Genomic DNA, 14,865 nt, shown 5'->3' with positions numbered 1-14,865 from the left:
AAACAGTGTAAGAGAGAGGAGCTCGATTATGGAGCAAACGAAAAAAGTTTATACATTTGATTGGGCAGGCCGCGAATTACAGGTTGAAGTTGGCCAATTAGCGAAACAAGCCAACGGCGCAGCGTTGATCCGTTACGGCGATACGGCAGTATTGTCTACGGCTACTGCATCTAAAACTCCAAAAAATACCGATTTCTTCCCGCTCACAGTAAACTATGAAGAGCGTTTATATGCAGTCGGCAAAATTCCAGGAGGTTTTATTAAACGGGAAGGCCGCCCTTCTGAAAAAGCGACTTTGACAAGCCGTTTGATTGACCGTCCGATCCGTCCGTTGTTCCCTGACGGCTTCCGCAACGAAGTTCAGGTCATTTCAATGGTTATGTCTGTAGATCAGGATTGCCCTTCTGAAATGGCAGCAATGTTCGGATCATCTCTTTCATTGATGATCTCTGATATTCCATTTGGCGGCCCTATTGCCGGTGTCATCGTCGGCATGATCGACGGAGAGTACATCATCAACCCGACAAACGACCAGCTGGAGAAAAGTTCCATGAACTTGACCGTTGCCGGTACGAAAGATGCGATCAATATGGTGGAAGCTGGAGCGAAAGAAGTTTCAGAAGAAGCGATTCTTGAAGCCATCATGTTCGGCCACGAAGAAATCAAGCGATTGATTGCTTTCCAGGAACAAATTGCAGAAGAAGTCGGCAAAGAAAAAACGGCTATTCAACTGTATGAATTAGATCCAACTTTAACAGAAGCGATCAAAGCGCTTTCTGAAGACGATATGAATGCGGCAGTGCAAACAGCTGAAAAAATGGCGCGCAACGAAGCAATTGCAGCCGTTAAAGACCGTGTCATGGAATCATACGCTGAAGCGGATGAAGACGTGAAAAAACAAGTGGGCCAAATCCTAGATAAAATGGTTAAAGACGAAGTCCGCCGTTTGATCACGGATGAAAAAGTCCGTCCGGATGGCCGTACACCTTCAGAAATTCGCCCATTGTCTTCTGAAGTCGGCATTTTAAACCGCACACACGGCTCTGGTTTGTTTACGCGCGGCCAAACGCAGGCAATGAGCATTTGTACGCTTGGCGCACTCGGCGATGTTCAAATTATTGACGGCCTTGGAATCGAAGATACAAAACGCTTTATGCACCATTACAACTTCCCACTGTTCTCAGTAGGGGAAACGGGATTCCTTCGCGGACCGGGACGCCGTGAAATCGGCCATGGTGCGCTTGGTGAACGGGCGCTTGAAGCTGTTATTCCGGATGAAAAAGAATTCCCTTACACAATCCGCCTGGTTGCAGAAGTTCTGGAATCCAACGGATCCACTTCCCAAGCAAGTATTTGTGCATCAACGCTTGCAATGATGGATGCCGGAGTACCGCTTAAAGCGCCAGTAGCCGGAATTGCGATGGGCTTGGTTAAAAAAGGCGAAAACTATACAGTTCTTTCAGATATTCAAGGCATGGAAGATCACCTTGGCGATATGGACTTTAAAGTAGCAGGTACTGCCAAAGGCATTACAGCTCTTCAAATGGACATCAAGATTGACGGATTGTCGCGTGAAATTCTGGAAGAAGCATTGACGCAAGCCCAGATTGGAAGAATCCACATCCTGGAATCGATGATTGCGACCATTTCAGAACCACGGGAACAGCTGTCTAAATTTGCTCCAAAAATCATCATGGTTAAGATCAACCCGGATAAGATCCGCGACGTTATCGGACCTGGCGGCAAAGTGATCAACAAAATCATCGATGAAACAGGCGTTAAAATCGATACAGAACAAGACGGCACCATCTTCATTTCTTCAGTTGACCAGGAAATGAACGCTAAAGCGAAAGCGATGATCGAAAACATTGTCCGCGAAGCGAAAGTGGGCGAATACTACGAAGGCAAAGTGAAACGCATTGAGAAATTCGGTGCTTTTGTGGAGCTATTCCCTGGCAAAGACGGTCTTCTCCATATTTCCGAAATCCAGGAAGAACGGACAAAAGAAGTGGAAGATGTCTTGAAATTGGATGATGTAGTCAAAGTCAAAGTCATTGAAATTGACCGCCAAGGCCGTGTAAACCTTTCACGCAAAGTGGTTTTAAAAGAAGAAAAAGAAGCAACTGAACAAGCAAATCAATAAGCAAACGAAATTGCCAGCATATGTTGGCAATTTTTTCGTATTAGGAGGAATGATGGATTGGTTACTACACATGTATGCAGCAACGGACTTCGAATTGTTTCCGAATCGATACCGCATTTTCGTTCTGTTGCAGTAGGTGTATTTGTAAAAGCGGGTTCACGCGATGAGCTGCCGGCAGAAAATGGCATGACGCATTTTATCGAACACCTGCTGTTTAAAGGCACAGAAACACGGACCGCCAAGCAAATTGCGCGGGAATTCGACCGGATCGGCGGGGACATCAACGCTTATACGTCAAAGGAATATACCTGCTATTACGCCAAGGTGCTGGACCAGCATGCGGAACACGCCGTCGAAGTTCTGGCCGATATGTTCTTCCACTCAAAATTGGACCAGGCTGAAATCGACAAGGAACGCCAAGTGGTCATTGAAGAAATCAGCATGACGGAAGATATGCCGGACGATGACGTCCATGAACAATTATGGAAAGTGATGTATCCGCATCATTCCATGGGAGCTCCGATTTTGGGGACCGTCCATACATTGAAGAGTTTTACTAAAGACAAAATTGAACGCTTTATGGAACGGCATTACACGCCGGAAAATACCGTGATTTCGGTTGCCGGGAACATCACGCCTCAATTGATTGAATTGATCGAGCAGCTGTTTGGTTCATTCCAGCGGAAAAGCCATGAAAAGCAGTACCAGTTCCCCGGCTTTACAGCGGGCCATTCGTTAAAGCATAAAGAAACTGAACAAGGGCATCTTTGCTTAGGATATCCGGGCTTGTCCATAAAAGACGAAAACATCTACAATTTTGTAATCTTGAACAATATCATCGGAGGGTCCATGTCATCCCGCCTGTTCCAGGAAATTCGGGAAGAGCGTGGATTGGCATATTCAATTTACTCCTACCATTCGGCCTATTCCGACCACGGTGCACTTGCTATTTACGGCGGAACATCCAATGAGCAAATGCCTGAACTTCAGGAAGTCATCGTTTCTTCACTGCTCGACATGCAGAAAAATGGTCTGACTTTGGAAGAAGTGACTGATTCAAAAGAGCAGATGAAAGGCAATATTATGCTCGGGCTTGAGAGCACGAGTGCCCGCATGAGCCGCAACGGGAAAAATGAATTGCTGTTGGAAAAGCATCAGCCATATGATGAAGTGCTCCGTTTAATCGATCAAGTATCCATTGAAAAAGTGACTTCTCTGATGGAATTGTTAGCAGGAGACCCAGCAATTTCCATTATCCGTTCGAAGTAAGCTTCCTTGAAAAAGGGAGCTTTTTTTATAGCTTTTTTTAAGAACACATGTTTAAAAGGGCAAAAAGCAACAAAAGGGAAGATTTTCAAACAAGCCGTTCCTCTAGTGTGTTAAATTGTGTTACAATTACGCCAATCATCATTGAAGGAGAGAGTTGTGTGAAAACTTATAACGTAGCAATTATGGGAGCAACGGGTGCAGTAGGACAACAAATGAAAGAGCAGCTTGAGAAAAGAAACTTTCCAATCAATCAAATAGTTTTTCTGGCGTCGAGCCGTTCAGCGGGGCAGGAAATTGAATTTAAAGGGGAAACCTATACCGTCCAAGAAGCAAAGCCGGAATCGTTTGAAGGCATTGATATTGCGTTGTTCAGCGCAGGCGGCAGCATTTCGGAGAAATTTGCGCCAGAAGCGGTTAAACGTGGGGCCGTTGTCATCGACAATACGAGCGCATTTCGGATGGACAAAGAAGTGCCGCTTGTCGTACCGGAAGTCAATCCGGCCGATATCGCACAGCATAAAGGAATCATCGCCAACCCGAACTGTTCAACGATACAAATGGTTTGCGCTTTGCAGCCGCTAAAAGAACAGTTTGGCCTAAATAAAATCGTCGTTTCCACGTATCAGGCGGTATCGGGCGCCGGCATCAATGCCATCAACGAATTAAAGGATCAGGCAGCAGACTTTGACAATGCACCGAATGCAGATGCGAAAGTGCTGCCGGTGAAGTCCGCTGAACGCCATTACCCGATCGCTTTTAATGCAATTCCGCAAATTGATCAATTTACCGAAAACGGCTATACGTTCGAGGAAATGAAAATGATCAATGAAACCAAGAAAATCATGCACGACGATACTTTATCCGTCGCAGCGACATGCGTGCGCCTTCCGGTCGTCACAGGCCATTCGGAGTCGGTTTATATCGAACTGGAAGCTGCACCAACCCTTGAGGAAGTCAAGCAGGTAATTGCTGCAGCTCCGGGTGTGGAATTGATGGACGACCCAGCAAACCAGGTTTATCCGATGCCGCTGATGGCGGCAGGGCTTGATGAAGTTTTTGTCGGCCGGATCCGCCAGGACTTGGATAATCCACAGGGATTCCATCTGTGGATCGTTTCAGATAACTTGATCAAAGGCGCATCACTAAATTCGGTTCAAATCGCTGAATCGATGATTGAACAAGGCATTGTCTGAACAAAAAATTGAATAAAAATCCCGACACAATAAACCGGACTGGGCTCCGGTTTATTTTTTCTTTGGACTGTTTCCTTGTATTCCCGTATAATAAGGTCTATGGATGTGTACGGGTAAATTATAGGAGGAAATATATTGAGTAAAATAAAAAACGAATTAATTAGAGTAATCCCGCTTGGCGGAGTCGGCGAAATCGGTAAAGCGATGTACGTCATTGAAATTGATGAAGATTTATTTGTAGTGGACAGCGGGTTGATGTTCCCGGAAGATGAAATGCTGGGCATTGACATTGTCATTCCGGATATCTCTTTCCTGGAAGAAAACAAAGACCGGGTGAAGGGGATTTTCCTGACGCACGGCCATGAAGACGCGATTGGCTCGATTGCTTACTTATTGAAGAAAATCCAGGCACCCGTCTACGGCTCGAAGCTGACGATTGCCTTGGCGAAAGAACACATCAAAGAACAGGGTTCATTGAAGCATGTGAAGTTTTTTGAAGTAACGAACAAAAGCCGCATGAACTTTGACAAAACGCATGTGACGTTTTTCCATACAACGCACAGCATTCCGGATGCGCTTGGAATTGTCTTCCACACATCGGAAGGCGCAATTGTCCACACGGGAGAATTCAAATTCGATCAGTCGGCAAAAGGAAGCTATAAGCCGGATATCGCCAAAATGGCGAAATTGGGCGAAGATGGCGTTTTAATCTTGTTGTCCGATTCAACTGAAGCGGAACGCCCAGGGCACACAACACCTGAAACGGTCGTTTCCGATCACTTGTTGTCAGCATTTTTAGCGGCTGAAGGCCGTATTCTAGTATCGCTGTATTCATCCAACTTTATCCGGATCCAGCAAGTATTTGATAATGCCAAAGCTACAGGCAAAAAAGTGGCAGTCGTAGGGAAAAGCCTGGAGAGCAGCTACGAAGTCGGCTTGCGCCTCGGCTACTTGGCAGTCGATGAAGAAACTGTCATCTCCATCAAAGAGCTGGAACAGTACCGCGATGAAGAAGTCGTCATCATTGTAACAGGCAACCAGGGGGAACCTTTAGAAGCACTGGACAAAATGGTGCGCAAACAGCACAAAGATGTAAAAATCAAAGACACGGACACGGTGATGATCACGTTCACTCCGTCTCCGGGCATGGAAGTCCAAATGTTCCAGACGATGAACAAACTGGCGAAAGCCGGAGCCAATGTGTTGACTTCCAGCAAAAAAGTCCACGTTTCCGGACATGGCAGCCAGGAAGACTTGAAAATGATGCTGAATATGATGAAGCCCAAATACTTCATCCCGATCCAAGGCGAATACAAAATGCTGATTGCCCATTCCAAATTGGCTCAGCAAATCGGTATGCACAAATCTGATATCTTTATCGCTGATAAAGGGGATATTGTGGAATACAAAGGCGGAAAAGTCCGCATGAGCGGCCGGGTGACTGCTGGGAATGTCTTGATTGACGGCATCGGCATCGGCGACGTTGGCAACATTGTCCTTCGCGACCGGAAACTCCTGTCTCAGGACGGCATCTTTATCGTGGTTGTTACGCTGAACCGCAAAGAGAAGAAAATTGCTTCCGGACCGGAAATGATTTCACGCGGATTTGTATATGTCCGCGAATCCGAGCAGCTAATGGAAGAGTCCACTCAATTGGTTCGCAAAATTGTCGAAAAATACGTAGTAAAAGACGCTTTTGAATGGAATAATATCAAACAGGAAATTCGGGACACGTTGAATTCTTATTTATTCCAGCAAACAAAACGACGTCCGATGATTATTCCAATTATCATGGAATACTAAGAGACAGAAAGTGAAAGGATTTCCATACCGAACTACTCGGTGGAAATCCTTTTTCAATTTTAAAGGAAAGAGGGATCGATATGCCACGGGCACAGGCAAAGAAAAAACCGAAAACAGTTGCTCGGAAAAAACCGGCAGCCAAAAAGAAAAAACAGCCGATGTCCCTGATCGGGTATGAAGTGATCGGGTTACTGCTGATTGGTGTTGCGGTCCTCATGGCTTTTCAGCTTGGGGTGATCGGGAAAATATTATTGAATACAGCTGAGTTATTGACGGGGTATTTGGCGGTCTTTGTGCCAATCCTCTTGCTGCTGTTGGCAGCCCATATCATGGTGAAACGGCAATGGCCGAAACCGCGCATGAAAATTGCGGCAAGCTCTGTATTTCTCATTACCGGTATTTTATTAATCTGCCATTTGATTTGGGCGGCCGGATCGATTTTGCCCATCACTTCAGGCAATGTATTAACAGAAACCATGCGCTCGACCCAAGTCACCGGATCGCTTTGGGAAACCTATACGGCAAGCGGCGGCGGATTATTGGGAGCTGTGCTTTATGCGATGTTCCATGTGCTGTTCGATACAGCGGGCACTTGGATCGTAGCGTTTATCTTGCTGTCAATCGGCGCCATTATTTTGACCGGCAAAACGGCAGCTCCATATATTGCGGAAAAAGTGCCAAGTTTGCGTCCGGGACTGGAATCCGTTGTGGCCCGCTTGAAACCAAGCAAGCCAAAACAAAAACGCCTGCCGGCACCGCGCCGGAAAGAGCAGCCTGAGCAAGTGATCGAAGTGGATGATGCACTGGAATTTGACGAAGAAGAAACGGTTCACGTGATGGAGCAGGAGGAGCCGATCATTTCAGCGTTCACAGAGAACGTCCGGCCGAAAAAAGCGGAAGCGCCTCCTGTAGAGCAAGTCGACACAGAAACCGGCGAAGTGACGTTGTCTTCGGGAGAAGAAATGGAAAACGAAGAATACCAGCTGCCGCCGATCGACTTATTGACTTTGCCGCCGCACTCTGACCAAAGCGGCGAGTATTCGGGAATCCAGAAAAATGCGAAAAAGCTGGAAAAAACTTTCCAAAGCTTTGGTGTTCGCGCCAAAGTGACACAAGTCCATTTAGGACCAGCAGTTACAAAATACGAAGTGCTGCCGGATACCGGCGTTAAAGTCAGTAAAATTGTGGCGTTGCACGATGACCTGGCACTGGCACTGGCTGCACGGGATATCCGGATTGAAGCGCCAATTCCAGGCAAGTCTGCGATCGGCATTGAAGTCCCGAATTCTGAAGTGGCGATTGTCAGTTTGCGGGAAGTACTGGAATCCGAGGAAAATGACAAACCGGAATCTAAGTTGCTGTTTGGCCTCGGCCGGGATGTAACGGGCCAAGCCGTCATGACCGAACTTAATAAAATGCCGCATTTGCTGGTTGCCGGTTCGACAGGAAGCGGGAAATCGGTGTGCATTAACGGCATCATCACAAGCATCATCATGCGTGCAAAGCCGCATGAAGTGAAAATGATGATGATTGACCCGAAAATGGTTGAACTGAATGTCTACAACGGCATTCCGCACCTACTGGCTCCTGTTGTAACAGACCCAAGAAAAGCCGCGCAGGCGCTAAAGAAAATCGTTTCAGAGATGGAAAGAAGATACGAATTGTTTTCGCATACCGGAACACGGAACATCGAAGGCTACAATGAGTATGTTCGAATTTTCAATGAAGAAAATGAGGAAAAGCATCCGAAATTGCCATTTATCGTGGTAATCGTCGATGAATTGGCGGATTTGATGATGGTCGCTTCAAATGAAGTGGAAGATGCCATTACGCGCTTGGCACAGATGGCGCGTGCTGCCGGCATCCATTTGATCATCGCTACACAGCGCCCAAGCGTTAACGTCATCACAGGCGTCATCAAAGCGAATATCCCGTCCCGAATTGCGTTTGCTGTTTCATCTGCTATCGACTCACGGACGATTCTTGATATGGGCGGAGCGGAGAAATTGCTGGGCCGCGGTGACATGCTGTTCCTCGGCGCCGGCAAATCGAAGCCGGTGCGTGTGCAAGGTGCGTTCTTGTCGGACTCGGAAGTGGAAAAAGTGGTCGATTTTGCAATTGAACAGCAAAAAGCCCAATACCAGGAAGACATGATTCCGACTGAAGTGGAAGAATCGGCAATCGACGATGACACAGACGAAATTTACGACGAAGCGGTACAATTGGTTTCAGAAATGCAGACAGCTTCGGTTTCCATGCTGCAACGGCGCTTCCGTGTTGGGTATTCCCGGGCTGCCCGAATCATAGACCAAATGGAGCAGCGCGGCGTGGTTGGCCCTTATGAGGGCAGTAAGCCCCGTACGGTTTTAGTTCCAAAGCAGGAAGATTATTAAAAAATCAAGCGTTTTTTGTGACGATATGATTACACCTGCTAAAAGTTTTGGAATGAAAATTCGCGAAATTCGACAAAAGACTATTTATTTAGTTTTGAATAAGTGTTATAGTAATTTTGATTAGTAGGAATGTTTTACATCAGATGTCTGATCTCTGTCATTGGTGGTGAATCGCATGACAATAAAATCGGATCATCGTGCTCTGTATCTCCAAGTGATCGATCGGATGAAGCAGGATATTGCTGCCGGATTGTACAAAGAAAAAGAGAAGTTGCCTTCCGAATTCGAATTGGCAAAAACACTGGGAGTCAGCCGCGCGACTTTGAGAGAAGCGCTGCGGTTGCTGGAAGAAGATAATATCATTGTCCGTCGGCATGGCGTCGGTACATTCGTCAATCCGAAGCCCGTCTTTACATCGGGCATTGAACAATTGACAAGTGTGTCGGACATGATTCGGCAAGTTGGAATGGAGCCGGGTGTGATTTACTTAAGCACTTCTGAGGCTCCTCCTTCCGAGGACGATTTAAAACGCTTTCATTTCAGAGCCGATGAGACAGTCATTACTATTGAACGCGTCCGAACAGCCAACGGAGAACCGGTCGTCTATTGCATCGATCAAGTTCCTTCGAGTTTTTTGCCGGCTGATTTTCTCGGGCGCAAAGAAAGTTCCATTTTCTCTGCAATAGAGGAATCCGGGGATGTCCGCATTTCGTATGCGGTCACCTTTATCGATCCAATCGGCTATCATGAACAAGCTTCGCCGATTTTGGAATGTGATCCGGAAACTGCTTTACTTGAGTTAAAACAGCTCCATTACGATGAAGACGATCGTGTGGTGCTTTATTCAAAGAACTACTTCCGGGCTGATAAATTCAGTTTCCATGTAGTTCGAAAACGTGTGTAAAACGGCAAATTCCTGCTAATATGAAAAAATTACCTTGGGGGTTATTACATTGACAAAACGTAAATTTGGTCTGGGTCTTTCGATGATGCTTGCTGCAGGAACTATGCTGGCTGCTTGCGGCAGTGAGGAAGGCACTTCAACTGGCGATTCTGGAAGCGGCGAAGAGAAAAGCGATTTCTCAGTTGCTATGGTTACAGATGTCGGCGGTGTGGATGATAAATCATTCAACCAATCCGCTTGGGAAGGACTGCAAGCATTTGGTGAAGAAAACGGCCTGAAAAAAGGTGACGGTGGAATTGACTATCTGCAATCAGCTTCTGATGCTGATTACAATACAAACCTGAACAACTTGATCCGCCGCGATTTTAACGTAGTCTTTGGCATCGGATTCTTGATGGAAGGCGCGGTAAAAGAAATTGCTGAACAGCAGCCGAAAGCTCAAATTGGAATCATTGATGCAGTTGTTGATGCTCCAAACGTAGCAAGCGTATTGTTCAAAGAGCAAGAAGGAGCTTACCTTGCAGGTGTAGCAGCAGCTTTGATGTCTGAAACGAAAAAAATCGGATTTGTTGGCGGGATGGAAATTCCAGTTATCGAACGTTTTGAAGCAGGATTCCTTGAAGGCGTTAAAGCGGCAGACCCGTCTGTTGTAGTAGACGTTCAATACACAGGGGCATTTGATAAAGCAGAATTAGGTAAAACAACAGCTAACCGTATGTACTCTGCTGGCGCAGATATCGTATTCCACGCAGCTGGCGGTACAGGAAACGGTGTATTCACTGAAGCTAAAGAACGCAAAGAAGCAAATCCGGACGAGAATGTTTGGGTTATCGGCGTAGATGCTGACCAGTACGACGAAGGGCAAGTCGGCGACACGAACGTAACATTGACTTCTGTTCTTAAAGGCGTAGACAAAGCGGTTATTGATATTTCAAACAAGGCCAAAGAAGGCAAATTCCCTGGCGGCGAAACAATCACTTACGGTTTGGCTGAAGACGGTGTAGGCCTTGCAGATTCACGTGGAGCAATCCCTGAAGACGTTATGGCTAAGATCGATGAGTACAAAGAGAAAATCGCCAGCGGCGAAATCACTGTACCAGAAACTGTGAAATAAGCACACTAGATACGGTCATCATAAAGACCGGGGAATCCGGTCTTTATGATTTTTTTTCGTCTATTTTTGGAAAATTAATAATAGATGAAAGGTTTTTAGCGATAAAAGCCTTTCCTGTATTAATTAAAAAAATAAGAAGTCAGCAGTTTTCGAAGGAGTGGAAACAGTGGAACATGTAATCGAAATGCTCAATATCCGCAAAGTGTTCGGGAATTTTGTTGCGAATGACAATATAACCCTGCAGTTGAAAAAGGGCGAAATTCACGCATTATTGGGTGAAAACGGAGCAGGCAAGTCGACTTTGATGAATGTGCTTTTCGGTTTATACCAGCCGGATGGCGGAGAAATCCGGGTGCGCGGCAAGAAAGTCGATATAACAAATCCAAACGTGGCGAATGATTTAGGAATCGGCATGGTGCATCAGCACTTTATGCTGGTCGAAAATTTCACTGTCACTGAAAATATCATTTTAGGAAGTGAACCGACTAAATTCGGCATCACCAATAAAAAAGACGCAGCAAAACGGGTAAAGGAAGTGTCGGAACAATATGGATTGAACGTTGATCCGCATGCGGTCATCGAAGACATTTCAGTCGGCATGCAGCAGCGTGTGGAAATCCTGAAAACCTTGTACAGAGGCGCGGAAATTTTGATTTTCGATGAGCCGACGGCTTCTTTGACGCCGCAGGAAATCGTCGAATTGATCCAAATCATGAAACGCCTGATTGCCGAAGGAAAATCGATTATTTTAATTACCCATAAATTGAAAGAAATCATGGATGTCTCAGACCGGGTAACGGTTATCCGTAAAGGGCAGGGCGTGGGAACTGTTACGACTTCTGAAACAAGTCCAGCTGAACTGGCCTCATTGATGGTCGGCCGGCAAGTGGAATTTAAAACAGTTAAAACGCCTGCAAATCCGAAAGACGTTATTTTGAACATTCAAAAGCTGGTTGTCGAAGACTACCGCGGCGTTGAAATGGTAAAAAGCTTGGATTTGAATGTCCGTCAAGGCGAAATTGTCGGAATTGCGGGAATCGACGGCAATGGACAGTCGGAATTGATTGAAGCGATTACCGGGCTCCGCAAAGTGAAAAGCGGGCTCATCACCATTCATGGAAAAGATGTTACCAATATGAAACCGAGAAAAGTGACGGAATCCGGCGTTGGACATATTCCGCAGGATCGCCACAAACACGGGCTGGTCCTGGATTTCCCGATTGGCCATAACATTTCCTTGCAGACCTATTACACTGCCCCGATTTCCAAAGGCGGGATTATCGATTACGACAAGATTGATCAAAAAGCAAAAGACATTATTGCTGCATACGATGTCCGCACACAAGGGCCGCATGAACCGGCTCGGGCATTGTCGGGAGGAAACCAGCAAAAAGCCATTATCGGCCGTGAAGTGGACCGCAATCCCGAATTGTTAATTGCAGCCTTGCCGACTCGAGGATTGGATGTGGGGGCGATTGAATTTATCCACAGCCGTCTGATCGAGCAGCGGGACAATGGAAAAGCGGTATTATTGATTTCGTTTGAACTGGATGAAGTCATGAACGTGTCTGATCGCATTGCGGTTATCCATGACGGCGAAATCGTCGATATTGTGAAACCGGAAGAAACGACTGAACAAGAATTGGGATTGTTGATGGCTGGTCATCACATCCGTGAAGGATTGAAAAACGGGTTAGAAAGAGAAGGTGAGGATCAGCATGTCGACTAAAGCAACAAATATTCTGGTCCCTGTCATTTCCGTTATTTTAGGGTTAATCGTTGGAGCGATTATTATGCTGGTCAGTGGGTACAATCCAGTCGACGGCTACCTTGCTTTATGGAACGGGATTTTTGGCGACTTATATACAGTAGGGGAAACATTGCGGCAGATTACGCCATACCTATTGGCCGGTTTAGCGGTAGCTTTTGCTTTCCGTTCCGGACTGTTCAATATCGGAGTGGAAGGGCAATTGATCGTCGGCTGGTTTGCAGCAGCATACGTCGGCGTAGCGGTCGAATTGCCGAAAATCATTCATTTGCCGCTTGCGATTTTAGCAGCAGCGGCAGCGGGCGCTCTTTGGGGATTTGTACCGGGTCTGTTAAAGGCGAAATTCCATGTTCATGAAGTAATCGTTACCATCATGATGAACTACATCGCACTTCATGTGACGAATGCATTGATCAAAACCGTTTCAGGCGACGGCGACCGTACAGAATCCATTTTTGCCAGTGCATCGCTGCGCTCTGAATTTTTTGAGAACCTGACAGAATTTTCACGGCTTCATTACGGAATTATCCTGGCGCTGGTGATGGTCGGCGTGATGTGGTTCATCCTGGAAAAAACAACTTTAGGCTTTGAATTAAAAGCGGTTGGCTTTAACCATAATGCTTCTCAGTATGCCGGCATGAATGTGAATAAAAACATCGTGCTCGCAATGGTGATTTCCGGAGCTTTTGCCGGTCTCGGCGGCGCGATGGAAGCGCTGGGAACATTTGAGTATGTATCTTCGAAAGCCGGATTTACCGGTATTGGATTTGATGGGATTGCAGTTGCCTTGCTGGGCATGAACACACCGCTCGGCGTTATTTTCGGAGCCACACTATTCGGTTCCTTGAAATACGGAGCGCTGAATATGCCGAACGCAGCTGGTATTCCTTTGGAAATTGTTGAAATTGTTATTGCCGTAATTATTTTCTTTGTGGCATCAGGATATGTCATTCGCTTGTTCCTGCTGCGTGCGGCTAAGAAGAAGGAGGCGAAGTAATATGAGTTTCTTAGAAGTTTTGTATTTCATCGTTCCTTCAGCGATATTTTATGCAGCTCCGCTCATTTTAGTTGCTATCGGCGGCGTGTTTTCCGAGCGATCGGGTGTCATCAATATCGGCCTCGAAGGTTTGATGGTCATTGGTGCCTTTGTGGGCATATTGTTTAACTTGTTTTTTGCAGATACATTCGGCAACGCTACACCTTGGCTGTCATTGATTGCGGCAATGGCTGCGGCTTTATTGCTATCGCTAGTCCATGCGGTTGCTTCAATTTCGTTCCGTGCAGACCAGACGGTATCCGGTGTAGCCATCAACTTATTAGCCATTGCATTGGCGTTGTACTTAGTGAAAAAGATTTTTGGCAAAGGGCAGACGGATTTTATCACGGAGCGTTTCTCGCGCAACGATATTCCGTTTTTGTCTGATATTCCAGTGATCGGGCCGATGTTCTTCAGCTCGGTTTACTACACATCTGTCCTGGCAATCGCAGTTGCGATTTTGGCCTGGTTTGTAATCTACAAAACGCCATTCGGCCTGCGTCTGCGTTCTGTCGGAGAACACCCGATGGCCGCGGATACAATGGGAATCAATGTAGCGAGAATGCGTTATGTGGCAGTTATGATTTCCGGTGCTTTAGCGGGAATCGGCGGCGCCATCTATGCACAGACGATTTCTGGCGACTTCGGCCACGCGACGATCAACGGCCAAGGGTTCATGGCGCTTGCAGCGATGATCTTCGGCAAATGGCATCCGCTTGGCGCGATGGGCGCAGCGTTGTTCTTCGGGTTCGCCCAATCCTTGAGTATTGTCGGGCCATCCATCCCGTATATTCAAGATATTCCAAACGTCTTCTTGCTGATTCTTCCGTACGTACTGACTATCCTGGCTTTAGCCGGATTCATTGGCCGTGCCAATGCGCCGAAAGCGAACGGAATTCCGTACATCAAAGGGCAGCGATAAGAAAATGAAAAAGAGCCGTTTCGACGGCTCTTTTTTGTTTTGCTTAAAACGCTAAATAGCCATTTCCTCAAGTCCTCCAGCGCTTGGCGGGGCTAAACGGCCCCCTACACTTTTCATGTCTAGCTGCAACGGCCAGCTCCTCGGGTCATAAGCCATCCTGGCTGTGCGGCAAAAGCGCCGCTTCGCCTAAACCCTTATTGCTCCTGTCCCTGCATCGCTGCGCTAGCTTCAGGACATGAAAGGGCGTTGCAGCACTTTGTGCTTCGTCGCAAAGATATGGACCAAACTGTTTTTGGTCCATATCTTGCCTGTCGAAGCTA

General features: G+C 46.6%; 10 protein-coding genes. All 10 read left to right on the top strand.

Annotated elements, in window-relative coordinates:
- The first annotated feature begins 28 nt into the window (after positions 1-28).
- The gene (gene pnp / locus QWY22_RS12540; RefSeq protein ID WP_074509516.1) at positions 29-2,143 is read left to right on the top strand and encodes a polyribonucleotide nucleotidyltransferase; all 2,115 of its coding nucleotides are present in this window, start codon (positions 29-31) and stop codon (positions 2,141-2,143) included.
- A gap of 57 nt (positions 2,144-2,200) precedes the next feature.
- On the top strand, positions 2,201-3,412 hold the full coding sequence (locus QWY22_RS12535) for a M16 family metallopeptidase (protein ID WP_300981200.1): 1,212 nt from the start codon (positions 2,201-2,203) through the stop codon (positions 3,410-3,412).
- Positions 3,413-3,594: 182 nt separating this feature from the next.
- Positions 3,595-4,605, top strand: a complete 1,011-nt coding sequence (locus tag QWY22_RS12530) for an aspartate-semialdehyde dehydrogenase (protein WP_436836788.1) — start codon at positions 3,595-3,597, stop codon at positions 4,603-4,605.
- Positions 4,606-4,740: 135 nt separating this feature from the next.
- On the top strand, positions 4,741-6,408 hold the full coding sequence (locus QWY22_RS12525) for a ribonuclease J (protein WP_036806616.1): 1,668 nt from the start codon (positions 4,741-4,743) through the stop codon (positions 6,406-6,408).
- 80 nt (positions 6,409-6,488) lie between these two features.
- Positions 6,489-8,801: an FtsK/SpoIIIE family DNA translocase gene (locus QWY22_RS12520; RefSeq protein WP_300981198.1), complete on the top strand. Its 2,313-nt coding sequence runs from the start codon at positions 6,489-6,491 to the stop codon at positions 8,799-8,801.
- Positions 8,802-8,976: 175 nt separating this feature from the next.
- Entirely contained in the window at positions 8,977-9,705 is a 729-nt protein-coding gene (locus QWY22_RS12515) for a GntR family transcriptional regulator (protein ID WP_300981197.1), read from the top strand.
- Positions 9,706-9,754: 49 nt separating this feature from the next.
- Positions 9,755-10,819, top strand: coding sequence for a BMP family lipoprotein (locus tag QWY22_RS12510; protein ID WP_036806607.1), 1,065 nt, complete (start codon positions 9,755-9,757; stop codon positions 10,817-10,819).
- A gap of 166 nt (positions 10,820-10,985) precedes the next feature.
- Positions 10,986-12,548, top strand: coding sequence for an ABC transporter ATP-binding protein (locus tag QWY22_RS12505; RefSeq protein WP_300981195.1), 1,563 nt, complete (start codon positions 10,986-10,988; stop codon positions 12,546-12,548).
- Positions 12,538-13,584 carry an ABC transporter permease gene (locus tag QWY22_RS12500; RefSeq protein WP_300981194.1) on the top strand — a complete coding sequence of 349 codons (1,047 nt, stop codon included), beginning with the start codon at positions 12,538-12,540 and terminating at the stop codon, positions 13,582-13,584. Before QWY22_RS12505 ends, QWY22_RS12500 begins: the two co-directional genes overlap by 11 nt.
- Before the next feature lies 1 nt (position 13,585).
- Positions 13,586-14,545, top strand: coding sequence for an ABC transporter permease (locus QWY22_RS12495; RefSeq protein ID WP_300981193.1), 960 nt, complete (start codon positions 13,586-13,588; stop codon positions 14,543-14,545).
- Positions 14,546-14,865 lie beyond the last annotated feature (320 nt).

The sequence above is a fragment of the Planococcus liqunii genome (assembly GCF_030413595.1).
GTDB lineage: Bacteria > Bacillota > Bacilli > Bacillales_A > Planococcaceae > Planococcus > Planococcus liqunii.
The sequence above is the reverse complement of the archived record's forward strand: the minus strand, read 5'-3'. Positions and strand labels throughout refer to the sequence as shown.